This window comes from Siphonobacter sp. (assembly GCF_048595215.1).
Taxonomy (GTDB): Bacteria; Bacteroidota; Bacteroidia; order Cytophagales; family Spirosomataceae; genus Siphonobacter.
Genome location: NZ_JBMDWJ010000099.1, coordinates 1 through 25,901 on the forward strand (window position 1 = coordinate 1; position 25,901 = coordinate 25,901).

18 protein-coding genes are annotated in these 25,901 nt (G+C 48.7%); 10 read left to right on the forward strand and 8 right to left on the reverse strand.

What is annotated here, in order from left to right; translation table 11 throughout:
- Positions 1 to 68 precede the first annotated feature (68 nt).
- Entirely contained in the window at positions 69 to 422 is a 354-nt protein-coding gene (locus ACOJTG_RS05480; RefSeq protein ID WP_420152889.1) for a hypothetical protein, read from the forward strand.
- Positions 423 to 490: 68 nt separating this feature from the next.
- On the opposite strand, the gene ACOJTG_RS05485 is transcribed toward ACOJTG_RS05480, so the two are convergent.
- On the reverse strand, positions 491 to 892 hold the full coding sequence (locus ACOJTG_RS05485) for a hypothetical protein (protein WP_420152890.1): 402 nt from the start codon (positions 890 to 892) through the stop codon (positions 491 to 493).
- A gap of 723 nt (positions 893 to 1,615) precedes the next feature.
- Positions 1,616 to 2,668 carry a tyrosine-type recombinase/integrase gene (locus ACOJTG_RS05490; protein ID WP_420152891.1) on the reverse strand — a complete coding sequence of 351 codons (1,053 nt, stop codon included), beginning with the start codon at positions 2,666 to 2,668 and terminating at the stop codon, positions 1,616 to 1,618.
- A 133-nt stretch (positions 2,669 to 2,801) separates the two neighbouring features.
- On the opposite strand from ACOJTG_RS05490, the gene ACOJTG_RS05495 reads away from it, so the two are divergent.
- The 3 genes from ACOJTG_RS05495 (at position 2,802) to ACOJTG_RS05505 (ending at position 5,837) form a co-directional block, all read left to right on the forward strand.
- Positions 2,802 to 3,758: an AraC family transcriptional regulator gene (locus tag ACOJTG_RS05495; RefSeq protein WP_420152892.1), complete on the forward strand. Its 957-nt coding sequence runs from the start codon at positions 2,802 to 2,804 to the stop codon at positions 3,756 to 3,758.
- Positions 3,759 to 3,941: 183 nt separating this feature from the next.
- On the forward strand, positions 3,942 to 4,931 hold the full coding sequence (locus tag ACOJTG_RS05500; protein WP_420152893.1) for an aldo/keto reductase: 990 nt from the start codon (positions 3,942 to 3,944) through the stop codon (positions 4,929 to 4,931).
- Between the two features lie 15 nt (positions 4,932 to 4,946).
- Positions 4,947 to 5,837, forward strand: coding sequence for an NAD-dependent epimerase/dehydratase family protein (locus ACOJTG_RS05505; RefSeq protein WP_420152894.1), 891 nt, complete (start codon positions 4,947 to 4,949; stop codon positions 5,835 to 5,837).
- A gap of 66 nt (positions 5,838 to 5,903) precedes the next feature.
- On the opposite strand, the gene ACOJTG_RS05510 is transcribed toward ACOJTG_RS05505, so the two are convergent.
- From ACOJTG_RS05510 to ACOJTG_RS05530, 5 genes are all read right to left on the reverse strand, one after another.
- The gene (locus ACOJTG_RS05510; RefSeq protein ID WP_420152895.1) at positions 5,904 to 6,671 is read right to left on the reverse strand and encodes a ferritin-like domain-containing protein; all 768 of its coding nucleotides are present in this window, start codon (positions 6,669 to 6,671) and stop codon (positions 5,904 to 5,906) included.
- 48 nt (positions 6,672 to 6,719) lie between these two features.
- Entirely contained in the window at positions 6,720 to 7,451 is a 732-nt protein-coding gene (locus ACOJTG_RS05515; protein ID WP_420152896.1) for a ferritin-like domain-containing protein, read from the reverse strand.
- Positions 7,452 to 7,842: 391 nt separating this feature from the next.
- A complete protein-coding gene (locus tag ACOJTG_RS05520) occupies positions 7,843 to 9,015 on the reverse strand; it encodes a Pycsar system effector family protein (RefSeq protein WP_420152897.1) in 1,173 nt (390 codons plus the stop codon).
- A 50-nt stretch (positions 9,016 to 9,065) separates the two neighbouring features.
- Positions 9,066 to 12,716 (reverse strand): BamA/TamA family outer membrane protein, encoded by a 3,651-nt coding sequence (locus tag ACOJTG_RS05525; protein ID WP_420152898.1) that lies wholly within the window; start codon positions 12,714 to 12,716, stop codon positions 9,066 to 9,068.
- Between the two features lie 97 nt (positions 12,717 to 12,813).
- On the reverse strand, positions 12,814 to 15,195 hold the full coding sequence (locus ACOJTG_RS05530) for a hypothetical protein (RefSeq protein WP_420152899.1): 2,382 nt from the start codon (positions 15,193 to 15,195) through the stop codon (positions 12,814 to 12,816).
- Positions 15,196 to 16,315: 1,120 nt separating this feature from the next.
- Here ACOJTG_RS05530 and ACOJTG_RS05535 point away from each other — a divergent pair.
- From ACOJTG_RS05535 to ACOJTG_RS05555, 5 genes are all read left to right on the forward strand, one after another.
- Positions 16,316 to 18,178 carry an HAD-IIIA family hydrolase gene (locus ACOJTG_RS05535; protein WP_420152900.1) on the forward strand — a complete coding sequence of 621 codons (1,863 nt, stop codon included), beginning with the start codon at positions 16,316 to 16,318 and terminating at the stop codon, positions 18,176 to 18,178.
- Between the two features lie 9 nt (positions 18,179 to 18,187).
- The gene (locus tag ACOJTG_RS05540; RefSeq protein ID WP_420152901.1) at positions 18,188 to 19,267 is read left to right on the forward strand and encodes a glycosyltransferase family 9 protein; all 1,080 of its coding nucleotides are present in this window, start codon (positions 18,188 to 18,190) and stop codon (positions 19,265 to 19,267) included.
- A 34-nt stretch (positions 19,268 to 19,301) separates the two neighbouring features.
- A complete protein-coding gene (locus ACOJTG_RS05545) occupies positions 19,302 to 21,065 on the forward strand; it encodes a carbamoyltransferase (RefSeq protein WP_420152902.1) in 1,764 nt (587 codons plus the stop codon).
- Positions 21,066 to 21,249: 184 nt separating this feature from the next.
- Positions 21,250 to 22,218 carry a glycosyltransferase family 2 protein gene (locus ACOJTG_RS05550; protein ID WP_420152903.1) on the forward strand — a complete coding sequence of 323 codons (969 nt, stop codon included), beginning with the start codon at positions 21,250 to 21,252 and terminating at the stop codon, positions 22,216 to 22,218.
- Positions 22,219 to 22,423: 205 nt separating this feature from the next.
- On the forward strand, positions 22,424 to 23,449 hold the full coding sequence (locus ACOJTG_RS05555; RefSeq protein WP_420152904.1) for a glycosyltransferase family 9 protein: 1,026 nt from the start codon (positions 22,424 to 22,426) through the stop codon (positions 23,447 to 23,449).
- A 219-nt stretch (positions 23,450 to 23,668) separates the two neighbouring features.
- Here the strand turns inward: ACOJTG_RS05555 and ACOJTG_RS05560 are convergent, their stop codons facing one another.
- Entirely contained in the window at positions 23,669 to 24,613 is a 945-nt protein-coding gene (locus ACOJTG_RS05560; RefSeq protein ID WP_420152905.1) for a glycosyltransferase, read from the reverse strand.
- A gap of 229 nt (positions 24,614 to 24,842) precedes the next feature.
- Between ACOJTG_RS05560 and ACOJTG_RS05565 the strand changes: the two genes are divergently transcribed.
- On the forward strand, positions 24,843 to 25,559 hold the full coding sequence (locus tag ACOJTG_RS05565) for a hypothetical protein (RefSeq protein WP_420152906.1): 717 nt from the start codon (positions 24,843 to 24,845) through the stop codon (positions 25,557 to 25,559).
- Positions 25,560 to 25,901 lie beyond the last annotated feature (342 nt).

Here is a 25,901-nt window from a genome sequence, read left to right on the forward strand (position 1 = left end):
ATCTATAACATTTTACAAAGGACCGATTAGGAAAAGTAACGTATATTGCTATCCTATTCAACCCATCTATGAGAAAAATTTTTACGGTATTTGCCTTACTTACGCTGGTATTATTGGTTTCTTGCAGTAAAGAGAGATTCAATGGTAGCCTATCCTTGAGTTTCTACCCCATAGCTAACAGTCTTGAGTCAGAGAGTTTTTACTGGTATTTATATGCCGCTGAAAACTATACGAATATTCCTTACTTAGAAAAAGGCTATTTAGGAGATCTTAAAACCGATGGCAATGGTAGAGTTAGCTTAGTGATCAAGAATCTTAAGCCAGGCAATTATGTATTCACTTATCATTACAACGAGACTATCAAAGAATTCACGGTTCAAGCTTTGAGTGGTCAACGGAAGAATTATGTACTTCGGAACTAAATATTGACGTGATCTTAATCCCTATAATATTCTACAAATGGTCGTTTTGTAAAAGGTTATATCAATTTCTATTGGCTGGTATCTTTAATGGCAGATACATAGTAGATCTTTTTTTCTAGTAACTGATTGTTTAATTTTTTAGCATAGAAAGCAGGATCGCTTTTGAAGAAAGACTTCAAATTATCAATAGGTGGTAATCTGAAATTATAAGTATTTTCATTTGTAAAAATGATTGAATATCCAATAATATTAGGAGTTATTTCTTTGAACATCGCAATGTCATATATTTCCTTTTTGAAGAGAGAGATTAAGTATATCTTGCCATTTTGATAATAGATTTCTCTATATGTACTTCTAAAAAAGGTCAAATAGATTATAAGAGATACTATAAACAGCATGGCTAAAGATGCATAAGAAAATTTAAAATACAAGTTAATAATGACCGCTACTTGAATTATTAATAAATTCATAAGCCCTATCGATTGGGACAATCGAAGACCCTGTACGCTTATTTTCAAAAAATCATTCATTTAGGATTTCTGTTGTATAAATGATTGTATATTGAATCAATTATCTGACCTTTGAAGAACAAGTGAACTATCATTCAGTGAAACTATCTTATAGTCTATCGATACGTGTACTCCTTTTTTGACAGGATCTATATTTGTATAAAGTAAGCAGAGACTATCATTTCTTATCTGCCAACTACCTTTTAGGTATAATGTACCGTATATAAAGTCTTGAAAAAGAGCACTTTTCATCAGCTTTAGATGATTAACTGTATCACTTGTATTAGAATATAGATTTCTCAGCTTGTAAATGGAAGTTACTTCACCTGAAGTTGATCTTACTTCTGTGAGAGCCCAATCTTTTACAAGTTGCTTTGCTGTAGGATGTTGTTGACAGCCAATGAGTCCCAATACCAAGAGATAAGCTACAATTTTGGACATTTCCTGTTATATAATCAATCCTTATGTGAACTTTGTCTGTAGAATTAATAAAATAAAGGCTTTAAAGTGCTAATAAAAAACCTATTTCAGAAAGATACCCACGAGTATCCATTGAAATAGGTCCTATCTATTCATGTGCTGCTTGCCTAGCAAAGATATCGGTAAAAAGTTATCCTTAATACTGATTTAAGGATAACTTTTTACCGATATACCTTTAAAGAATGTAACTCGCAATGTATGCGATCAGGGCTTTTTGTCTTGATTATTAGGTAATAAGTTAGCTACGTATTTTTTGTTCTGTTTCTTGCTGAAACGACCTAAATACCGCTCAGTGGTTGAAAAGGTAGTGTGTCCTAACGCATCCGAAATGAAGTAAAGGGGTACCGATTCTGACTGCAACAAAACCGTCGCAAATGAATGTCGAGCCTCGTACGTTCGTACCTTGATCGAAATGCCTACTTCTTTCGCTATGATAGACAAGTGATCGTTCGTGACGCTAATTAAGGAGTCAATAACTGATCGTTTCCGGCTTTCATCCATGTCATCGCTCAGAAAGGGGAATACATATTCATTGGGTGAATTAGGCGTGCCCCAACGCTTGAATATTTCAATACTCTCGTCGTGTAGGTTGACGATAATATCTTTTTGACGCTCCTTCCGAGTGCGTAAGGTCTTTTGACGTTTGAACGTAATCTCTTTGGTAATTAAATTGACCTGATGCCAGCGAAGCATACAAAGGTCTTTCATGTTAATTCCATTCGATAAGTACGTAAGAATCCATAAATCTTTACTACGCTGACGAGTGGAACCCGGTTCCGCCTTATAATTGAAGATCTTCTCGATGTCAGTAAGTTCTAGTGCTTTGGGGTTACCTTCTTCGCTGGGGATCACGTAAGCTGACTTGAAAGGGTAGGAGTCCTCCGAAATGATTTTATCCTTAATGGCTGAATTAAAGGCTTTCCTGATTTGCCTGGTGTAAATGTTAACGGTATTAATAGAGGCGGGTAGGGGTTTACCCTTTTCTTTTTTAGAAGCTTTCCCGTATTTCAGCATCCATGACTCGTATTTTGCTAAGAATTCGGGGGTAATGTCCGTAAAGAGCAATTGATCTGCACCCTTTTGAAACCTGATCAGTGATTGACTGGCCGATATACAGAGATTTCCGTTTTTGATGCTGCCAAGGGCATATTCTTTCTCTTTCAGTAGTTTGAACCGGGTGTGAATGTTTAAGGGATTGCCGTTGCTGGGTACATGCGAATCAGATAGATTCTGGCTGGTTGATTCTGCTGGGATCACTTATCAATAATGGTAGAAGTAATTCTAAACGACTACCTCATCTCTACAAGCTTAGACTACCTTCAGCCCCCTAACTCCGAACTTTTTCTTGCCCGCATCGTTCTGATATTCTTACACAATCCGGTGATAGGTCATGAAAACGAAAACGTCTGTGATTCCGACGTATACGACGGAAAGCTTCCGGAAACGGTATTTTCAGGGCGATTCGGCGTGGTCGGAAGAATCGATTCGGGCCAGTGTGGCTCATTTTGAAATTCACCGGCGGGATGATTTCCGGTTTCGCTGTCAGCAAACCATTGCCTCTAACCGACTGGATTTTTACATGGTCATTCTCATTACCGGCGGTGAAGGAATCCATACCTTCGGCGTAAACGAGTACTACCTTAAACCTGGTATGCTCTGCTTTGTATCACCCGGAATGATTACTTCCTGGCAAACTACGGTTGATGAACACGCCGGATATTTCTGTGCCTTTACCTCCGATTTTTTTCAGGAGAATCTTAAGGACCAGCAAACACTCGCTTCGTATCCTTTTTTCAGTATTGAAGGTAGTTCGGCTCTGTACCTCGACGAAACTCAAACGCAATACTTTAGCAATTTCTTCCGGGAAATCGAGGGGGAGTATCACTCCCAAAAACCCCACAAGGCTGATTTGATTCGGGCCTTTCTTACCGTCATTCTACAAAAGGCCCAGCGAATGATGGTATGCGACCCTGAACAGTGCCTCAATGATCAAAGTACGGCCGGATTGCGACTGACGAAAGCCTTTACCAAGCTATTTGAACAGGATTTTGAGCCGCTCAAACAGCTCCAACCCATTCAGACGGAAACGCTGGCTTCCTACGCCGCAAAGCTGAATGTTACACAAAATCACCTGAATGATACAATCAAAGCTGTAGCAGGAAAGACACCGGGTGAACTCATTCGTGAACGAACGCTCAAGGAAGCCTCCCAATTGCTACTGAATACGCAGCTAAGCGTAGCCGAAATCTGTTTTCTGCTGAAATTTGAAGACCCTTCGTATTTCTCGCGTTTCTTTAAACGCTATACCAATCGCACGCCTAAACAGCACCGGGAAAAAGCCCATTAACCTACGTGCTACCTGGATTAAGCTGCCTCGCGAAGGGTAGCTTTTTTTATGGGCGATCCATTCTGTATAAAGTACCAGTTCTTCCGAAATGCGGTCCAGTTTCTCCGGTTGACGACGGCTAATTTTGCCTCATCAATCGAACAACAAACAACCGCCCAGTATGGGCGGTACTTTAGTAAAGTTATGGAATACAGAGAATTAGGATCGAGCGGAGTGTCTGTGTCGGCCCTCACTTACGGAGCTTTTGCCATTGGCGGTACGATGTGGGGTGGCAATGCGAAAAAAGATTCAATTGCGGCCATTCACGCGTCGCTGGATGAAGGCGTAACCAGTATCGATACAGCTCCTTTCTACGGACTGGGCCGTAGTGAAGAAATGATTGGGGAAGCCATCAAAGGCAAAAACCGTGATCAAATTCAGATCCTGACGAAGTTCGGATTAGTATGGGACCAGAGTAATCAGGGACGGGGCGAATACTTCTTCGATGCCGAAGAGCAGGGTAACACCGTGCCCGTTTATAAATATACGGCCCGGGACAATATCATTAAGGAACTCGAAGAAAGCCTCCGCCGCCTCGGTACGGATTACATCGATTTGTTACAAGTACATTGGCCTGACGCCACCACGCCCATTGACGAGACGATGGAAGCTCTGGCAACCTTACTTCAACAGGGTAAAATCCGGACGGCGGGTGTTTGTAATTACTCGCTGGATCAACTGAAAGAAGCCGAAAGAACGCTACCGCTGGCTTCCGAACAGGTTTCCTACAGTATGCTCAACCGCAGTATTGAAGCAGATATCGTACCGTACGCCCAGAAGAAGAACCTGTCCATCATCGCTTATAGTCCGCTGGAACGGGGTTTGCTTACGGGCAAGTATTTTAAAGATTCCCAACTCAAAGCCGACGATCACCGCAACGGCTATTTCGGCCAGTTTCCGGCGGAAAGAATAAAAACGTTTCTGGAGACAATCACCCCACTAGCCGAAGCCAAAGGAGCCACTTTATCACAGTTAGTACTACGCTGGACCACCTTGCAACCCGGTATCAGCGTGGTATTGGCGGGGGCTCGCAATGCTACGCAGGCCGTTGAAAATGCCCGAGCCATGCACCTGGACATTCGGACGGAAGAAATGACGTTTATCAATCAACAACTCGAAACAGTGTACGCTTAACTTATTCCGTTAGCCATGAAAAAAATATTCATTACCGGAGCCACGGGTTACATTGGCGGCTCCATTGCTCAGGTATTACTCGAAAAAGGTTACGAAATCACCGCTCTGGTACGGAAAGCTTCTGACGCTGAAAAACTCAAAGCATTGGGAATGACACCCGTAATTGGACATTTGCACAATCTGAAATTATTACGGGAAGAAGCTCGCCAAGCGGATGCCGTGATCAATACTGCCGATGCCGATGATGTACACGTAGTAGCCACGTTTCTCGAAGCTCTGGAAGGAACCGGAAAAACGTTCATTCACACCTCCGGCTCCAGTCTAGTGGGGGATAAGTCAGTGGGGCAAAGGAGCGACGTTGTGTACCACGAAGATGTTCCGCTTGAACCACGGCTGGAAAAAGCCCAGCGGGTCGTCATCAACGATACCGTGCTTAAAGCAGCCCAGCGGGGAATCCGTAGTATGGTCATCGTCCCGACTATGATTTATGGTGCCGGATTGGGTTTGAAGAAAGACAGTATTCAGGTGCCGATGCTGATGGACATTTCCCGAGAAAAACAAGCCGGAGTACACATTGAAGCGGGCGAAAACATCTGGTCGAACGTTCACATGACGGATCTAGCCGAATTGTACTGGCTAGCCCTGGAAAATGCTCCTGCAGGTTCGTATTATTACGCCGAGAATGGCGAAGCAGCTCTAAAAGATATTGCTGTAAGTATCAGCAAGAAACTGGGTTTTGGCGGAAAAACGGTGGCCTTACCCATAGATGAGGCCATCGAACGTTGGGGCCCCGACGCTTCCTCATACGGGTTGGCTTCCAACAGTCGTGTAGATGCCACGAAAGCCCGCAAGACACTCGGCTGGCAACCGAAATACACGTCGATTCTGGCCGATATTGAAGGATAGTCTGAACGAGTGACACAAAAAAACCTGGGTCATACGGCCCAGGTTTTTTTGTGTATAAAGTGTATCCTACATCACAATCAACGGAGACACAATGGCGAGTACCTGTTCTTTCGTCAGGGGCTCGTCGAAGGCTTCCGAGACCACGATGTCCGAGAATCCGGGGCCCAGTTTGGTGACGTCTACTTTCTGTACCACGTTTTCTTCGCCGGCGTATACGGCAGCCGGAGCTCCGTCCGGTTCGTTTTTGGTGATCCAGACGCGGCCTTCGCGAATGCGACGCACTTCGGCGGCGTGACGGGCTTCTACGGCGTGAATTTGCAGAGCGGTTGTGAGTACCGCCTGTTTGTAGAGCTTCGGAGCCTGTCCTTTATAGGCCCGAACGCCCGTATCTTCAAAGGCCTGCGAAACGATCAGGAAGGTTTGATAATCTGAGAATACGCCCGGAAATACTTCTTCGAATTTGAACATACTGGGTTTGGCTACCGCAGCACTGCTCAACGCTGATTTCAGCAGTTTTACGTGGGCATCTTCGTGCTTGCTGATTTGCTCAAATACGGGCCGATCACCACCGAACGACAGGCTGCTACCTAACGCCTTTTTGTAGAATTCGTCTTCCAGGTACTCCAGCGTCAGAGCGAAGTTTAGCACTTCCTGTACTTCAGTGGATTGAGCAAAGGCTTCTTGTGTGACGCTGGCCAAGGCGAGGGGTAGAGCGGCCGCTGTCGCTGCCTTCGTACCTTTGCGGAGAAAATAACGACGCGAGTAGAAGGATAAACGCTCCGTAGCGTCGCCATCTATCTTTTCAATATCGGAAAAAATCTGAAAAATATTCATGGATTGAATCGAAGTTCAAGAGAGTCAATAGATAGTAGAAGGAATACGTTACGCCGTCGGAATCCGCTCCGCCGTGATTCGCTCTTTGATGTAGGGCTGAGCCAATACGACCACTTGCTGGGGGTACAGGGCCCGATCCAGACCCGTATCGGGCGTGATGATATCATCCCCGGCAAAACTGCCCAGCATGTTGGATCGTGGATGCAGCAGATCGCGGAGCAGAGCCGCGTGGCGAGCTTCCACGGATACGATTTTACCCGAAAGATTCAACAGTTCCATGTCCGTTACGAAACGGCCCGCTCCGTTCAGAGCGGCAACGCCCAGGTCTTCGAACGTATGACCCGTTTTCAGAATTTCCTCACGCGAACCAATCTTGATGTTGTCGAAGTTCGGCGTCAGCATCGGAATGGCTTTGTCTCCCAGCAAATACCGGAACAGCTCCAGGTGCGTACGTTCCCGGTCGCGGAGATCCACGAACAGGGCTTTTTCTTCCGCCGACAGTTGATTAAAGGCAGGGCTTTCAATCACGGTTGAATAAAACGCTACTTCCAGCTGCTCCTGAGCATACGACAGGTTCATGATTCCCACATCGCCAAATCCTAAATCAATGAAGTTAGGATCATATACGATGGGTTTGTGATCTTCACAAGCCAACGTCGTTAACGTAAGTGCTGAAATGGAAGACAAACCGGCAAAACGAAGAAAGGTGCGGCGACCTACAGCAGAAGTCCCCTTGTTCGAGCCGCCCGATGCGGCTGAACCCGTAGAAAGTTGGTTCATAGAACGGTTTAAAAAAAGATGAAAAAGGATAAATACTCAAGGGTTCAGGCTTTGCACTTTTCAGGTTCGTACGCAGCAACACCGCCTCGGGCGGACTAGGCACGATTGAAAGACTGCACAAGCATTGACTGTTTTTTGAGTAAATAATAAAAGATGCTAATGAACTGTACGCCCAAGGGGCGATTTCCGCCGCTTTAGTTTAGGGCTAAAGGAGGCAGCCTTGACGTACCGTTTTTCGTAAGGGGAAACAAAAAACGCTGGTATACTTTTAGAAAAAGGTATACCAGCGAGCCAACGAAGTAGAATAAACGCAGTAGACTATAGGTAAGCCCTAGCGTGGGGAATCTATTGCCGTACGGAACAACATCCGACGAACCAATAGGCTTAAATGCTAATCTTCCAGGAATGTGAATACGATCAGATACGATAATATGGATACGACAAACCCAAACATAAAAATGTTGTAGGCGATGCGGAGGAGCTTATATTTCTTTCCCAGTACGACGCCCAGGTGGTAGATGTCGCGGGTCATGCTGCCGTAGAGGAATTGGCTATCCTTCATCATGGCATCAATGCCGCTTTCGTAGTCTTCCAGGGTCATGTTGTAAAAATTACCGAAAAAGAGCAGATTGGCTTTCTTCTGCCGAATGTCATCCATACTCACCGTACCCCGGGTGATGTTCGGTCGCGTGGCCAATACGGCAAAAATGATGGTCAGGACGGCCGTAAGCAGAAAGATGGCCGTGGGCGGAATTAGCTGCGGATGATTTTCCAGCCGATGCGACAAGACCGATACCACCACCGAAACCATGATGGAATTGACCGAAATCATGATGTTGGCTTTGCTGTCGGCAATTTCACTCAGGCGTAAATGGTTCGTAGAAGTCGTCCGGAACATGGTTTCGATCCCGCGTTCGGGGTCTTTCTTTTTCTTTTCCGCGACGAGGGGCTGCGTGGGTACGTCGGTTTTTTCGGCCTGCTTATCCAGTAGTCGCCGCAGGTTTTCGGCTTTCGTTGCGTCAAACATTTTTCGGGCCATCGGCGTGAAATACTGATGCGACTGAATAAATTCAATATTGCCCATTCGCCAGAGATTTCCCGAAATCTGGATGCCTTTCATAGCCTCTATTTCCTTCCGCAAAAGCTTGGTTTTGTCCTTGTAATCGACGCTACCCAGGTGCGACAGATCGGCATCGCAGATAATCTCTTCCAGTAAATTGTGGGGCTTTTGGGGCATTCGGGTGGCCAAAATGCAGCCTTCCACTTGGGCAATTAGCTCGGCAGACTGGCCTTCACTTTGCAGGAATGCCGTTGCCAGCTCGGCACTTTTTTCCTCGTGTTGCATCTTCGGGCTGAATAAATAGCCCGCATCGTGAAACCAGGCGGCCACGAGTACCGTCTGGTACTGGATGTCGTTCAACTGATACTGACGGCTCAGGGCCTCGGCGGCTTGCACGACTTCCTGGGTGTGGGTAAGCGTATGGTACGCCAATGTAGGCGTGGGATGTTCGTCGTACAGACGCAGCACATGAGCTTCCGCTTTCGATACTAAGGGATCAGTCATTACGACTCGGTTTAGAAAAATACGGGCTGGTAATATAAGTCAACTTTTGCTTAAAAGCGGAATCCTACGGAAACGTAGGGTAGGGTTCCTTCCCTCGAAAATGCTACAGATGCGTTGAAAATGAGTAAACTGGCTGGTGAAACGTACAGCCCGGCCCCGTACCCATCGTGCCAGCGTTGGGAGTTCTCGTTTTTCACCCAGACCCGTCCGAGGTCGTTGAAAAGCGTGAGCCCCACGGTTCCCGGAAAGAGGTAGGAGTTAAAATTAAACAGCTTCGTCCGGATTTCGAGGTTATGATACACCTGTTTTTCTCCCGCAAAACGGTACTTTCGGAAGCCCCGTAGATTGTCCTGTCCACCCAGATACTGTAATTGATAAAAGGCCGGATTGCCATAGGTCAGTCCCCCGCCAATCCGGTTGACAATGACGATACGAGCGGCGTTCGAGAAACTGGCGTGAACGGTCAGGTCGGTACTCAACTGCGTCATGTGGTTTCGCTGGTCGCCAAAACCCTGTAAGGTCATCGCCGTCGTATTCCAGTACAGGCCCCGGGTAGGAAGGGTAAGATTATTCCGGTTGTCGATGACGACACTCGCCTGCAAACCGCCGTACAACTGTCGCCGCAAAAAGGGTGCATTATTTTCAGCTAAATAGCGTTCCAGGAATCGACCCTGATTATCCTCCATATCTACGTTAAAGTACTGAAAAACCGGACCCGCCATCACCTGCAAGTGTTGTCCTAACCGACGTTTGAGCAGGGCCGATACCGTACTTAAATCGTAGCGGGTGCGGTAATAACGAATTTTCCGTCCTTTTTCGTAAACCGTTTCGTTACCAATGCCGAAAAAGTTGGTCACGTTGTCGGGAGCCCGCAAATACGCGTTGATCCAAAGGTCGTTTTTACCCAGTAAATGCGTAAAAATACCGTCGTACTTGATGGCCGTAGCGTCTGTAGCCAGGGCGTGGCTGATGAGCAGCCGATTCATGGAGGCGTAAGGTGATTTGCGGAAGCCGTGTTTAGTAAACTGAAATCCGGCTCCCAGTAGGATACCATCGTCCAGGTTAAAGCCCGCCGAGGCCAGCGGAGCCAAGCGGTTGTACTTAAAGGCGTGGTTGTCGTAGGCGTTGATGGTGGGGTCGCTGGAGGCGTGTACTTGAGCCGTTTGGGGCTCGGGCCAAAGGTTGGCTTCCGTACGGAGGTCGTATACCTGTGTCTGACTTTTTCGCGTATCCTGCAGAGCAAATCGGTCGATGCCTTCGCCACCGATGAGGCGTATTTTTATACCGGAAGAAGCCGTACCCCGCACGACAAACTGGTCGGTACCCGCCTGACCGTACAAGCGGATTTCCTTCGTCTCGGCTGGGTCAAACACGCGGTGGTACAATTGCTGTTTCAGCGTACTATCCTTGCCGATTTTGTACACCCGGACCGACACGCGGCCATCCGGCTGGTGTTCTACCTCGAAACGCTCGGCTTTATTACTGCCGGGAATGTCGACTGCCCGGGCCAGGAACCGGTAATAGGTGAGTCCTTCGCCGAGCAGATTGGCCCGACGGGCTTTGAGCGTCGCTAGAATATCAGCTCCCGAGCTTTTCTGGATCGGATCGGGAAACTGCCGGACGGCGGCTTCGAGTACGGCATCGGTCAGCTTGCCCTGCAGAACGGTGATTTCTTCCTGCCAGTCCTGCTGACTAAGCTCCTGCAAAAACATCCGGTCGAAGTACCGGGCGTTGTACATGAAGCCATTCACGTTGTGCAGGTGATCGCGGAAACCCTGGAATTTGGGCTGTAACCACGAACGGGCGGCAATGTAGGGAAACAGTCCGCCCGACTTGAAAAAGACCTGATCACGATCGCGGGGAATGGGTTCGTACACCTTGCCGTTTTTGGTTTTTCGACTGCTCCACCGCCATTGATCTTCGTGCCGGTCCCAGTCGCCCATCAATAAATCCAGCATACGAGCCCGAACAACGGCCCGCTGATTGACGCGGTCGTCATTGTCCTTTTGCAGGGCATCGATCAGCTTGGGGGTACTAAGACTTTTTTCGGTAACGGGATTGCGTTCTTCGAGCAAACAGACGTTTCCGGCAAAATCAACGCCGTAGACGCCCAGAGCCGGATCGTCGGGGACATAGACTATTTTGGGATTGGCATGCGGTACGTCAGCGGCTTCCGCCAGCGTGGCTACCGCCAGGGGGGCGAAGGGGAAGGCCGCTGAAATCTGATCCTGAATAATGTCTTTCGCTACGGTTTGTCGTAGGTACGCAGGCAGGGCTTTTTCGGGAGCCTTCTGAATGGTACGAAGCACCCACTCTTTTCCCGAAGCATCTTCCAGCCGCAGGGATTTGGTTTGTTGCCCACCGCCGCGTTGGAGAATCTTGAAGCCTCCTTTTTCTTTGGTAATGTCGAATACGGGCAGGGTGACGGGGGTCGCCCAGACTTTGCGATAGTTTTCTCCAAACAGTCGGCGATGCAGCGTACTCACGCTATCGTAATCCGGAGCAATGGCTATAGTGATGGAATCAGGCCAGGACTTTTCCCGGATCCGGGCATGATCCGGCGTGGCCTTGCGGTCAATTTTGTAGATCGGAGCCGAATGAGCTAAGGTCGCTTGAGCGGCTTCGTCGACGGTGTAGAACGCAGCCTGTACCCGTCCGTCCCGTAGTTCGTCGAGGACTACGTAGCCCCATTCACCGCTGACGAAACGGGCCTTCTTGCCTTTTTTGACTCGTTCCCGATTGATACCTGATCCACTGACAATAAAATTCCGGTTCCCGTCTACGATATGTTGTAAAGCATGGTCGTGTCCCGAGACAAAGACGACGTTAGGGGCAGGCTGGGTTGCTTTCTCCAGTACCTGAGCCATGTGTTTGTAAATCGGATTGGGCAAATCCTGTACGGTACCGAATACGCCCCGGGCGATGGGATAAATCGATCCAATGAACGGTAGCGGAATGTACAGGTGAGGGTTAATATCGGTAAAGGGAAAAATATGCTGCTTGAGCGTATAATAGCCCCCGTGAATGCCGTAGCTGCGGAAGGGTTGGTGCGTCGCCAGAATGATTCCCTTGTCACGGTTGAGGTATACTAACTCCGAGAGTCGCGTGACGACTTCATCTTCGGTTTTGCAAGCACAGTCTGAATCTATACCGGGTTTATCATTGGGATGTAGCCACCACTGTGTATCAACAATGATCAGAACCAGATGATCGTTTAGCTCCACCAGTTCAGGACCGGGACAACCGCCAGCGGGCAGTAAACGGATGTTGGGCGAATTCAGACTGTCGAGCCAGCGACCTTGGCGTTTGATTTTATCCCAGCCGTCGGGATGGTCCTTGCTCCAATCATGATTCCCCGGTATGAACAGTACCTGAGACGCTTTCCCAATGCCGAGCTGGGCTTGGTAACGCAGAATGGTCGTCAGGGAATCGTAATCCGGACTTGCTTCGTCGGATAAGCCGTGCGGGTACACGTTATCGCCGAGGTACAGCATTGTTGTCTGTGGATCGTCGAAGGAATACCGGGCCCGGACCGCATCTACCACCGGATTTTTGCCTTTGTAGAGGCGTCCGGCGTCCCCAATGAGTACGAGTCGATGCACGACGGAGTCGGGTCGGGCCTGCTGGGCCCGTATCGGAAGTATTCCACCAAAAACCAGCAGCAGAATTAGGCTTCGGCGGAGGAAGAAGAACGTACGCATAAAGGATGAAAGGTGAAACACAAAGGCGGTACCGCTTCGTTGTCAGCAATGAATGGCCGTCCCGAATCCGGAACGGCCAAAGCTACGGTTTATCTACCTAGGATTGAGCGACCAGCAGCTCATTTTCTGATACCACGATGGCGTCTTCGTATTGAATGGCCAACCGAATCGCTTTTAGTCCGACAACGCCCTGCAAAGGCTCCAGGTCGAGGTATTCCAACGTAGGGCTAATCCGGTTCTGTTCCTGTAATAAAGTGATTAAGGGAAGATAATCCGCAATTTCCTGCTGATGGGTATAGACTAGGGCAATGTGGTCGGGTTGCGTCAGGCGTTCGTTCGTACCGCGAACGAGGGCCTTATCAATCCGTTTTTTAATGACTTCGTACCGGATGCTGTAGGAGCCTTCCACGTCAAAGCGGTGTTCATCCTCCCGGAAACTGATGTTCACGGGTTGGGAATGAGCCAGAATCAACTGCGTCGTTTGCAGGGGCCGCGGCAGGTGCGGTAACAGACGATGCGTGAGTTGAGCCAGATCCACCATCGACGTCAATTGCCAGAGTCTCAACCGCCGTAAGTCATTGGCTACGAAAGGATTTTGCGGGGAAATCGACTGTCCCACGTAAATATTGTACTCCATGCCGTCGGTCCGGTACTTCTCAAAATAGTGCGGATAAACGGCCTGTAATTGCTGTTCTTCCTGCTCAATATACCCGTTAACGGCGGCGTTGATCCAATCCAGACTGCGTTCGTAATTCCGGGAAGCCTGGTGGAAATCACCCGTCTGCGGGTCGGTTTGCTGGAAGTAGTATTCAAGGGCCGGTTCCAGTGTTTTGGAATCGAGCTGCAAACGACGGAAGTACGGGGTAATCTGCTGCGAGAGAAAGAGAAGAATGCTTTCTTCCGTATCGGGCGTCAGATCTTCGAGTAGCTGTTCCCGCCAGTACCGGGTTTGCTGCTGTAATGGCTGAGATCGCTCGGAATCCAGACTAGGTTCCTGCAACAGCGAGGCAACGGAATCCAATTGCTGACTCAGGTCCGTACGAATGGCCCAATGCCGTTCCAGCGATGAATTTCGAATGTCGATGGCTCCGTATAAAGGATATACCTGCGGAAAACGAATGCGGGCCGCTTCCCGATCCGCCGGTTTTTTGCCACCAGCCCGCAGATACTGCCAGGCTACTTCGTTGAATTTCCATTCAACGGCCGGTTGCAAGGTTGTGAATTTTTGTCGAATCAGCCGTTGAATGCGTTTATTGAATTCGCTGATTTGGAAGAGTAATAATTCCCGAACGAGCGGAATGACGCGTTCGACCTTGAAGAGAATTTCGTCGTCCAGAGCATCAGCGTTGGGGCTGCCAATTTCGAGCACGCCTACGACCTGATCCGCCGCTTTAATGGGATACAGAATAAAACTTTGCAGGCCATTAGAGACCAGCCGCTGTAACTCAGGCTCCGAAAACTTATTCAGGTTACAGAAAACGTGCGGGTAATCGTGTTGAGCGAGTCGCTCGGCAATGCGTTCCTGCATGGTCTGCTGACTGCCTTCCACCCAGGCTTCGCCGCAGGTTTTCTCGAAATCGGCCATCGCCAGTACCACACTACGACTACCAAAATCGGGGTGAAAAACGTACTGCTGATTGATTTTGATGAAGGGCATCAGACCAATCCGGATGTCGGGTTGCCCACACAAATCCCGCATGGCTTTCTCGAAGCGGCGATAGATCATCTCCTCCGAATCACTCTGCAAGTGTACAAACACCTCTTTGAGTTGCTGAATAGTCTTGTCCTCGGTAATGTCTTCAATCAGAAAAACGCAAAATCCTTTGAGAACAAATTCTCCAAGGGGCAGGGGCGAAGGCACGCGATCCAGGGTACGATGACCTTTAGCGAATTCCGTCCATTCGGGCTGTAGAGGCGGCAAGGCAGAGCCCTGGTGTTGCGGCTCGACGAAATTGACGTTTATCGTTAAACGATAGAATTTCGTAACGCCATTGACGACTCGCTGAAACGACAGCGAAGGCGTAAGTTCCTTGATAAAATGAACGCCGTAGCACTTATTCAGAATCAGCTGGTACAGAAACCGTAGCTTCTCTTTGTGATTATGAGCCTCGTCCATCTCCAGCCCTTCGAACGTATGCAAAAGAGCGTTGAATGAATCCGAAGCATGAAACAAGTCTAGCGGAATCGGCAATCCAAAGGCATAGGGTATTTCCTTTTCGTTACTCAGTAAGGGTAATACGCTCAACTTGAGTAGCTGAGCCATGTCTTCCAATTGCTGTGGCGTATACGTTTCGTCAATAGAATCTTCGGAAATGAGTGGCGTAAATTGTTGAAGTAAGTAATCAAATACGTGCGAGCGGGCAGCACTCGTGGACGTAGAACCCTTTTGCTGCTGTAAGTACGCAATAAAGGGTTTAAAGGATAACCTGAACTGTACCGGGAACTCGGCTACTTCAGGGGGTATAGCAGTCGTATCCATACGATATGGATGATTAGTACGTAAACAAGGAGTTAGTATTGAAGTATATAATCTAAACTTTTGACTTTGGGTTCAAATATTCTCAAAATATCGTGTGGAATGTACGAAAAGTAGGTTGGACGGTCTATACTCTCCAGCGAAGTGCAAAGAAATCGAACACTAAGGTAGGAGTGGTTTCAAAAATTCGCTCATTGGTCTAAAAATGAATCTAACTATAAAAATTAAAATTTATCTTGGAATTGTCTTATGGTAAATTGGGTGGTTTTGGATTATCTTTTCTATTAGAATACAGGACTAACAGTAAATATTTAGTGCAGTACCCCTTAAATTTAACGGTTTTATTTTTGGTTGAAATTAAGCGTTTTATTGGTATTAATATAGATTATTAAGAATTATAAATAAGTTATAGGAATGAATTAAAATGATTTTTATTATTTTTTATAATACTAAAGAAATATAATACCTTTTGAGTAATTAAGATCTCTTTATAAAACAGATATTCCTCATTCTGTTGACTGTGTTCTACAGGTATTTAAGGTCCTTCTGCTATGTACCCTAAATGTATGGGTGTATGATCTGCTTACGATTATCAAAATAATCAATAAAGGATAAGATAATTACTTCTTTATTGGAATTTTATAAAACTACCCGCTGCCTACGAAATCTAACCTTAAGGGTTATCTATACCTAAATATAAAATTGAGATTAAAATTTAGCGTCAACTTTCGGTGTGTAGCTTATTCTCATGCAAGTGAAAAATGTATGAGTATTCGAAGAAATTAGCCGTTGATCATGAAGCATTACTAGTATATCTGCGACCTTTATTACGCTTATATTTTATAGGTAGTAGCTATTTTTGAGAATATAATTTAGTAAAATGACAAGCTTAGTCATTTTATTTTTCTGCCACTATACGGGAAAGTAATTATGCTATTATTGAGAAGTAAATTTGGCCCTTATGCAGCGTAAGTGCAAGAAGTAATTTTGGAGATGGTATAGGTCTTTTCCGAAGTAAATCCTGTCTGATGAAACCACTTTCTATACCAGTAATTCTAAGAAGTAAGTCGCCCGCCGGGATTTGCTTTTGGAAGGTTTTTCGTACCAACCTCTGCTCGCATTTATGGAACTCAAGTACAAAATTGCACTCATCAGTGACCATGCTTCTCCATTGGCCATTTGCGGCGGCGTGGATGCCGGAGGGCAGAATATAGCCGTAGCCGAACTAGCTCAGCACTTGGCGGATCTGGGTTATTCCATCGACATCTTTACTCGCTGGGAGAATGAAAAGCTGCCGCAGGTAATTCAGTGGCAACCGCAAATTCGGGTCGTGCACGTAAAAGCGGGTCCGAAGACCTTTCTGCCAAAAGAAGAATTTCTACCCTACATGCCGGAGTTTACGGCAGATGTACTGCGTTTTTCCAAACGCGAAGGGCATCCGTACCGGCTCGTGCACGCTCATTTCTTTCTGTCGGCAATGGTGGCGGCTGATTTGAAGAAAATGCTCGGTATTCCCTTTATCATTACTTTCCATGCCCTGGGAAAAGTCCGGCGACTCATTCAGGGCGATAGCGATAAATTTCCTGCTCTACGGTTTGATCTGGAAGATCGGGTCATTCGCGAAGCCGATCAGGTGATTGCTCTGTGTCCGCAAGACCGCGACGATCTGCTGACGCTGTACAACGCCGATCCGAACAAGCTAACGATTATCCCGAATGGCTTTAACCCTGGCGAATTTTTCATCACCGATCAAAAGCGGGCACGGGCTAAAGTAGGCCTTCCCGCCGACGAGAAAATCATTCTGCAATTAGGCCGGATGGTGCCACGGAAGGGAGTGGCTACCGTCATCGAAGCTCTGGCTCGCCTGAAAAAGCAGTACGGTCAGCAGGCTCGTCTGGTCATTGTGGGCGGGGAATCGGATGTGCCCGATCCGGCCATCACGCCCGAAATGGGTCGGTTACAGCAACTGGCGGAAACCGAAGGAATTTCCGATTCGGTAACGTTTGTGGGCCGAAAAGACCGAGCTCTGCTTCGGTATTACTACAGTGCTTCGGATGCCTTCGTAACCACGCCCTGGTACGAACCCTTCGGTATTACGCCGCTGGAGGCCATGGCCTCGGGTGCCCCGGTGATCGGAGCGAACGTGGGAGGCATCAAATACACCATCACCGACGGCGAAACCGGCCTGCTGGTACCACCCAAAGATCCCGATGCCCTGGCCGAAAAATTAAGCCAGGTCTTGTCGAATAAAACACTGGCTACTTCACTAAAAGAAAAGGCTTTACAAAACGTACACGCTCAGTTTACCTGGGAAAAAGTAGCCCGGCAAACGGCTCAATTGTACGAACAATACGCTCTGCCGACCTTTCGTCCGTATCGCCGCAGTCAGAAGGCCATTTTTCTGGACAAAGACGGAACGCTCATTCCCGACATTCCTTACAACGTTGACCCCCGGAAAATCCGCCTGTACCCCGACGCGGGAGAAGCCCTGGCTCGCCTCCAGCGGGCCGGATACCAGATTTTCGTAGTTTCGAATCAGTCGGGCGTGGCGAAGGGATTTTTTCAGGAAGAGGCCTTGACGGGCGTGGAAAGCCGCATTCGTGAACTGTTACTGCCCTGGGGCGTGCAACTGAGCGGATTTTACTATTGCCCGCATTCGCCGCAGGGTTCGGTGTCTTCGTACACTATTGATTGTACCTGCCGAAAACCCTTGCCGGGAATGATTCTGGAAGCGGCCCGGCAACACGGCATTCACCTGTCCGAATCCTGGATGGTGGGCGATATTCTCAACGACATTGAGGCGGGCCGCCGGGCGGGTTGCCGGACCGTGCTCATCAACAACGGCAACGAAACCGAGTGGGTGCCGGGAGAATTCCGAATGCCCACGCACACGGTTCAATCCCTGAAAGAAATGGCCGATACCATTCTGAATCCAGTCGTGATTCCGGTGGCACCGCGACCGCTGCAACGACCCGTTCAAGCGTAAGAAGAGGCTATGACGAATACGTGGCAAAACTGTCGAAACCTGTTGTGCATCCGGCTGGATAACATGGGCGATGTGCTGATGACAACTCCCGCGTTTCGGGCCCTGAAAGAAGGGCTCCCGGTTCGGCTCACCTTGCTGACATCCTCCGTAGGGGCGGCCATTGCTTCGTTTATTCCCGAGGTCGATGAGGTGATGACCTTCGATGTTCCGTGGATGAAAGGGGCTTCGGGGGAAGCTTCCACGGTCGTAAACGATTTGGTGCAGCAATTGAAAGCAAGGAATTTCGACGGAGCCATTCTCTTTACCGTACAAAGTCAAAATCCATTGCCGACCGCTCTGATCTGTTACTTGGCGGGTATCCCGCGATTGCTGGGCTACTGCCGGGAAAATCCCTACCAGCTGATGTCGGACTGGGTACCGGATCCTGAAGTTCTGTACGCCACCCGTCACGAAGTGGAACGGCAACTGCATCTGGTCGCCCAGATTGGTTGCATTACCGAAAATCAACGTTTATCGGTTAGCGTTAGTGAAAACGTCCGACCACGGGTTCGGGCGTATCTGGATCAAATCGGTTTGCAACGCGACGAACCCGGGCTGATCCGGCCCGCGGGGGACAGCGAAGAAAAACGCCGCTATCCGGCTGAACAGTATCTGGAAGCCTGTCAGGGAGTCATGCAGAAACAGGGTTTTCAGGTGGTGTTGACGGGAAATGCTTCCGAAAAAAACTACGTCGCCACCTTACAGCAAACTCTGGGCGACCGGGCTTTTGCTCTGGCGGGCGAATTGTCGCTGGAATGGTTTCTCGCCTTGATTGCCGAGGCTCCGGTGCTGGTTTCCAACAATACGGGGCCGGTACACATCGCCGCCGCCCTCGGTACACCAGTGGTGGTTTTGTACGCTATGACCAATCCGCAGCATACGCCCTGGCTGGTCGAAAACCGGGTATTGTATTTCGAAGTGCCCGAAGCCTTACGTTCCCGAAACGTGCTATTACAGCAGTTTCCCGGTACGGCCGAGCCGAAAGCGTCTCCCCAACGAATTGTCGAGTCGGTACGGGCGTTACTGCGTCCCGTAGAAAAGTCCGTATAGCCTCAGCTAATCCATCTAAACCCATTTTTAATTCATGTACACGCTAGGAATCAACGCTGCTTTTCACGATCCGGCCGCTGCCCTCGTCAAAGATGGAGTAGTACTGGCCGCTGCTGAAGAAGAACGCTTTACGCACATTAAACACGGCAAACGGCCCATTCCTTTTTCTACGTACGAACTGCCATATCATGCCATTGATTTTTGCCTGAAGAAAGGTGGAATCACACTGGCGGAAGTAGATCATATCGCCTATTCGTTCGATCCGTATATGCAGCTGGAGGAGCAATCGCAGGCCGAAACGTTACAGATTCCGCTGAAATCTACGGCTTCGACGGGCAACTGGACTAATCCCTGGGATTCGCTGTTTTTGTCGTCTATCGTCAATGCTCCGGGGCATTTAGTGGATGGCGTACCGCTGCACCTGTCGACCCGTTTCAAAGGAGCTTCCCGACTGGGACCCTACCAGTGGCATTTTACCAATCACCACCTATCCCACGCGGCGAGTGCCTTCCTGCCCAGCCCGTATACAAACGCGGCGGTATTAGTGCTGGACGGTCGCGGCGAAGTAGCCACGACGAGCTACTGGCACGGGCAGGGCAATCAGATGACGCTGCTTGGGGAGGTAACCATGCCGCATTCGTTGGGACTGATGTACGAGCAGATGACTACCTATCTCGGCTTTTTGCACTCGTCGGATGAGTACAAGGTGATGGCTCTGGCTTCGTTCTGTAATCCCGTCTACAAAGATTATTTCAAGGGCCTGATTCATTTAAAAGAAGAGGGTCAGTACACCATCGATCCGCTCAACTTGGAGGCCACGTTTGGTCCGGCCCGCGAGAAGGGTGGCCCACTGGAGCAGATGCATTACGACATTGCTCATTCGGTGCAGGTAGTGCTGGAAGAAACGGTACTCGAATTGCTCCAGTTTTTGTACGAAAAGACGAAAGCGGATTCGGTATGTCTGGCCGGTGGCGTAGCTCTGAACTGCGTGATGAATGCTCGTCTGCGGGATCGCGGTCCATTCAAAAACATCTGGGTGCAACCCGCCGCCGGGGATGCCGGTACGGCTCTGGGGGCGGCAATGTGGATTGACGCCCAGCAACGCAAAACCGACGAGCGGAGTTACGAAATGGAACACGTATACCTCGGTCCCAGCTACTCGGACGAGGAGATCGAGCAGTTTCTGCAATGGTCGAAACTCCCGTATCGTCGCCTGAACAACGTAGCAGAAGAAGTAGCCGAGTATCTGGCCGAAGGAAACATCATCGGCTGGTTCCAGCAGGGGATGGAATTTGGTCCGCGTGCCCTGGGGGCCCGGTCGTTGCTGGCGGCTCCGTTTCCGGCGGAAATGCAGGCTCGCCTCAATGATCTGAAAGACCGGGAAGATTTCCGGCCCGTAGCCCCGGTAGTACTGGAAGAAGAAGCCGACGCTTGGTTTATCAATTCCCGGAAATCACCGTTTATGTTGTTTGTGAATGATGTACGCGAGGAAAAAGTAGATGCCATTCCCGCCGTAACGCACACCGACGGCACGGCTCGGGTACAAACCATCAATCCGCAACAGAATCCGGTTTATTATAACCTAATCAAGTCGTTTTACGAAAAAACGGGAGTGCCTATCCTGGTCAATACTTCGTTCAATACCCGTGGGGAACCCGTAGTTTGCTCCCCCCGCGACGCTGTAGAATCGTTCTGGACGTCTCCGCTCGACGCTTTGATTATCGGCAGTTTCATGCTCGAAAAAAATCCTAAAACCGTGGAGGTGAGTTTTCAGTCTTCGGTTTATAATTTTCAGTGAGGGGCCCAGCTCACCCCGATTTGTAACCGTCGTGGAATGATCGGGGTAGAGTGGTTTCGCGTCTAAGACGCTTGCCCAAAAACGTCCCGATTATAAATCGGGACGAGCGGGGGATTTGTAATCGGAACGAGCAGGTGAGTAAGCAAACAACTGTAAACCGAAAACTGCAAACTGAAAAACTGAGATGCAACTTTCCGTAATCATTCCCACGTACCGTCGACCCGAACTACTGAAGCGGTGCCTGCAAGCGTTGCTTAACCAGACGCTGGACCCAGCGGCGTACGAAATTCTGGTTGTGGATGATGGCAACGACATTTCTACGCGGGTGCAGGTCGTGAGTATCGCTGCTCACAGCAATGTACGGATTCGGTACTACGGACAGCCCCAGCGTCGCGGACCTGCCGCTGCCCGAAACCGGGGCTGGCAGCAGGCCCGCTCGCCCTATGTCGCTTTTACCGATGACGACTGTATACCCGATTCCAACTGGTTGAAAGTACTGCTCGATGCCTTTGCTCAGGGAGCCCAGGTTATTACAGGTCGGGTAGTCGTGCCGCTTTCGGAAGCTCCTACGGATTATGATCGTACGACGGCTTTGCTAGAAACGGCTGAGTTCGTTACGGCCAACTGTGCCTGTACCCGCTCGTTGCTGGAACAGGTGGGTGGACTGGAAGAACAATTCGATCGGGCCTGGCGGGAAGACAGCGACCTGCAATTCAAGTTCATTCAGCACGGTATTCCGATTGTGAAATCCAATCAGGCTGTGATTATCCATCCCATTCGAAGTACGAAATGGTGGGGTTGCCTGAAAGACGAAAGCAAAAACCGCTACGATGCCCTCCTGTACAAACGCCATCCCCAACTGTTCCGCGAACGCATTCCAACGTACGCTCCGCTGGTGCGATTGTACTATACCCTTGTGGTGAGTTTTCTGCTGGGGCTGGGAAGCGGAATGGCGGGAGCGGGTACGCTCAGCACTGTAACTTTTGCGATCTGGGCTCTTGGAACGCTGATCCTGGTGGGCTGGCGATTGCGAAATACGGCTCAACCCCTGCGGCATTTGCCCACTACACTCGTGTCGGCTCTGGCGACGCCCTTTTTATCCATTTACTGGCGACTCTACGGAGCCGTTCAATACCGGGTCTTGTATGCCTGATATCAGTATTGTGATTGGCACCCGCAATGGCGTAGAGGCTTTCGTACAAATGCTGAATATTCTACTGTAAAGGCTCGAAGCCGTGGCGGATAAAGAGGCCCGAAAAGACTGGAGGAGAGCTTTCAGAGGTATTCCAGAAATCTGGTTAAAGTGGCGAGTAGTACCGCAAAGAACCGAAATCCAGACCCGTTTACTTGATTGAGCTATGGACAAACTTACTTCTATGTTAGGACATACGCCGGAACGCATTGCCGTGTTTCGAGCCCTGAAAGTCGGCGACCTGCTTTGTGCCGTACCCGCCTTTCGAGCCCTGCGACGAGCTTTTCCAAACGCTCAGATCAGTTTGATCAGCTTGCCCTGGGCCGAAGAATTCGTCCGCCGGTACGCTGCATATTTCGATGAATTCATTCCCTTCCCGGGTTATCCTGGTTTGCCTGAACAACCCTTGGACGCTTCGCGTACCATAGCTTTTTTACAGGAAATGCAGGGTCGAAACTTCGATGTCGTTCTGCAAATGCAGGGCAACGGTACGATTGTCAATGCCATGGTACTGCTGCTGGGAGCGAAAGCCACGGCGGGGTATTATCCGACGCAACACGCCGAGCAATTTTGTCCAAACGAACGGTTGTTCATGCCTTATCCGCAGGACGAACACGAGGTAAAGCGGCACGTGCGATTGATGGAATTTCTGGGGATTCCGACGCAGGGCTTTTCGCTGGAATTCCCGCTGACCGAAGCCGATGCTTGGCGGGCGGAAGCCCTGCCCACATGGCCTGAAATAATTCAGCAACCATTCATTTGTATCCACCCCGGTGGTATATCCGCCCGCCGTTGGCCCGCTTCACATTTTGCTAAAGTCGCCGATGCACTGGCGGCTCAGGGCTATACGGTAGCACTAACGGGCACGCAACCCGAACAACAAACGGTGGAGGAGGTTCGCCAGCAGATGCGTTATCCAGCTATATCCGTGGCGGGAGCCACGGATTTGGGAAGTCTCGGCTGGATCCTGCGGCAATCGTCGCTGTTGTTGAGTAACGATACGGGGGTGGCTCATCTGGCTGTTGCCTTGCAGGGACCCAGCGGGGTGATCTACACAACGTCCCGCCCCGAAGAATGGGGGGGGCTGAATGCAGAACGGCACCGGCCTATACGCGAAGCCCAGGCAACCGACCCCGAGCAAGTGATCGAAGAGGCTATGAAGCTGTTGGCGTATCAGGGGTTTGAGGTGTAAGGTTTGAGTGTTTAAAGTTTTGAGTTTAGAGTTTAAGGTGTGAATTAAAGTTTAATGTTTGAGCGAACGACGCTGGGTTTTAAAGTTAAGGTTGTTATGGGTTAAGATTTGCGTAATCGATAGTAAACCCTGCTTACTCAAACTTTTTACCTGAAACGCCAATTCAAACCTCAACCCTAATTCAAACTCTAAACCCAAACCTCTAAACCCCATCACCGATCAACTGACCACCTCGGCAAATACCGCATTCCAGTCCCGAACAAATCGTTCCTTGCTAAAACGGTCCTGAGCCAGTTTTCGGGCATTGGCTCCCATGCGTCGGGCTTCTTCCGGATGATCGATCAGGAACTGCATGCGTTCAATCAACACTTTAGGGTCGTTGGAAATAAAGCCCTGAACGCCATCTTCAAGCACCGTAGGAATCTCAGTAGTAGCCAGAGCCACCACGGGCATCCCAATGGTCAGGGCCTCGACCACCGCCAGCGGCAGACTTGTGTACCGCATGGGACTGAACAGAAACCGGTATTCGGCCACCCGCTGGTGTAGGTACCGGTAATGAATTTCACCGATACCGCCGATTTCATCAGACTTCATTCCAACGGTCGTCAGAGGAACTTGCTGCCGAATCTGTTCGAACAGATCAAAACCGACCATGCGACCACGTCGCCTGAATTCATTGAGCACGGTAATGCCCTGCGGAAGGTGACCAGAATACCGAAGGTCGGGGTCAATGGCAACGTTGTGTTCAACGACCCGCGTCGGTGTTTTGCCGCAATCCCACATCAGACGATTGAAATGCGTGACGTGTACCACCAGCACATTTGGATCGTCCACGGGATGTTTTGAAAAGACCGGATGGGGCTCGGGAGCATTGTGCTCCAGATAAATGCGGGGTAACTGCCGCTGGGTTTCCGTCAGGATTTCGTACTGATCGTGCTGATAATTCTGAGGTGTCTGAAAAATAATCAGATCGAGGAGAAGGTGGCGTACTTCCTCAGCGGGAACTTCCCGGACGTAACTCGGCATCGTAGAATCCTTTCCCCGGCCTGCGTACCCTTCTGGGGAACCGACTTTTGTTGGAACGTACCAGTTATGTTCGGTCTGCGTAATAGCCGTTAAGTAACTCCCGTGAATGTGCCAGATTAAAATGTTTAACGGTCGCATGAAGTTGAGGTTGATGGATCGATACTTACAGGAAAGTAAATAGAGGTGTAAAAAGATGAACCACCTCTTACAAGGTTAACTGAAGAGATAAAAGGTGATAAAATTGAATCACTACTGATAGATTACAGTAGCTATTGAATCTAAGTCAAATAGATATGGTATTGATTTTTATTCAATTGCAGACGGATGAATAGATTACCTATCAAACTGACTTATCTGAATGAAAATTATGCGGAACAAAGTTTGCCTTCTGGGCGGACTATTGCTGGCTTCTTTTACGCTGAAAGCCCAGCAAACGATTTTTAATGTACCTTCCTCGGACATTACCCCTAAACGGAAAATTTTAGCTCAGCAACAAGTAGACTTTAGCCGGGAGGAATTTCGTTCATCGACAACCTTTAACTACGGGTTAGGGAAAAACTGGGAAGTAGGAGCTAATCTGTACAATCTTGAATACATGCCTCAGGAAGGTACCTGGCTTCATAACGACACGACTACGCAGATGCCCTATGCCCCATTGCTGCTCTTGAATGCCCAAAAGGTGTTTGATCTGACCGACGAAATTCATGTGGGATTGGGCGGGCATACGGGCTTAAACCTAGCCGCCGAGCATCATACAAAATGGCTAGGGTTTGCGTACGCGAATCTGGGTGGAAGCTTTAAAGATGACCGTTACAAGCTAGTGGTGGGAACGTATACGGGTACCCGTCGGTACCTCGGTGATGGGGCTTTAGTAGGGGCACATCTGGGCTTTGATATTGGAATTATTAACCAGAAATTCCACGTGTTGGGCGACTGGGCTTCGGGTACGCATGAGTATGGACAACTGATTGTAGGAGCAGAAGTGTACCTGACCAAACATCTACCGCTGGCGGTCGGTTGGCGACGGAATAACGAAAATGGTGACCAGGGAGTAGTGGTACAATTGACCTATACGCCGAAGTAAACGAAAGCTGATCTACTGACTTTGAAAATTTATTGATTATTGATTTAATGATCAGATAAATACTAATGGATTGTCTCATTAACATATATATAATTTATAAATAAAAGTTTGCAATCCTCCTTTAAACTAGGAATAGGTAATTAGAATACAAGTTTTTTTTAATCCTTTCAATAAAAATATGAAATGAATATTGTTATCATTGGATAATGGTATTAGAATATTATTGTTTATTTCTTTTTTAAGTGTGTTGAGGGGATTGCTCAATCGATTAATAGGTATGGATTTTTCGCAATTAATAGATACTTATTTTAATGCCCTTTTTCATCGAATACAACCTTATTC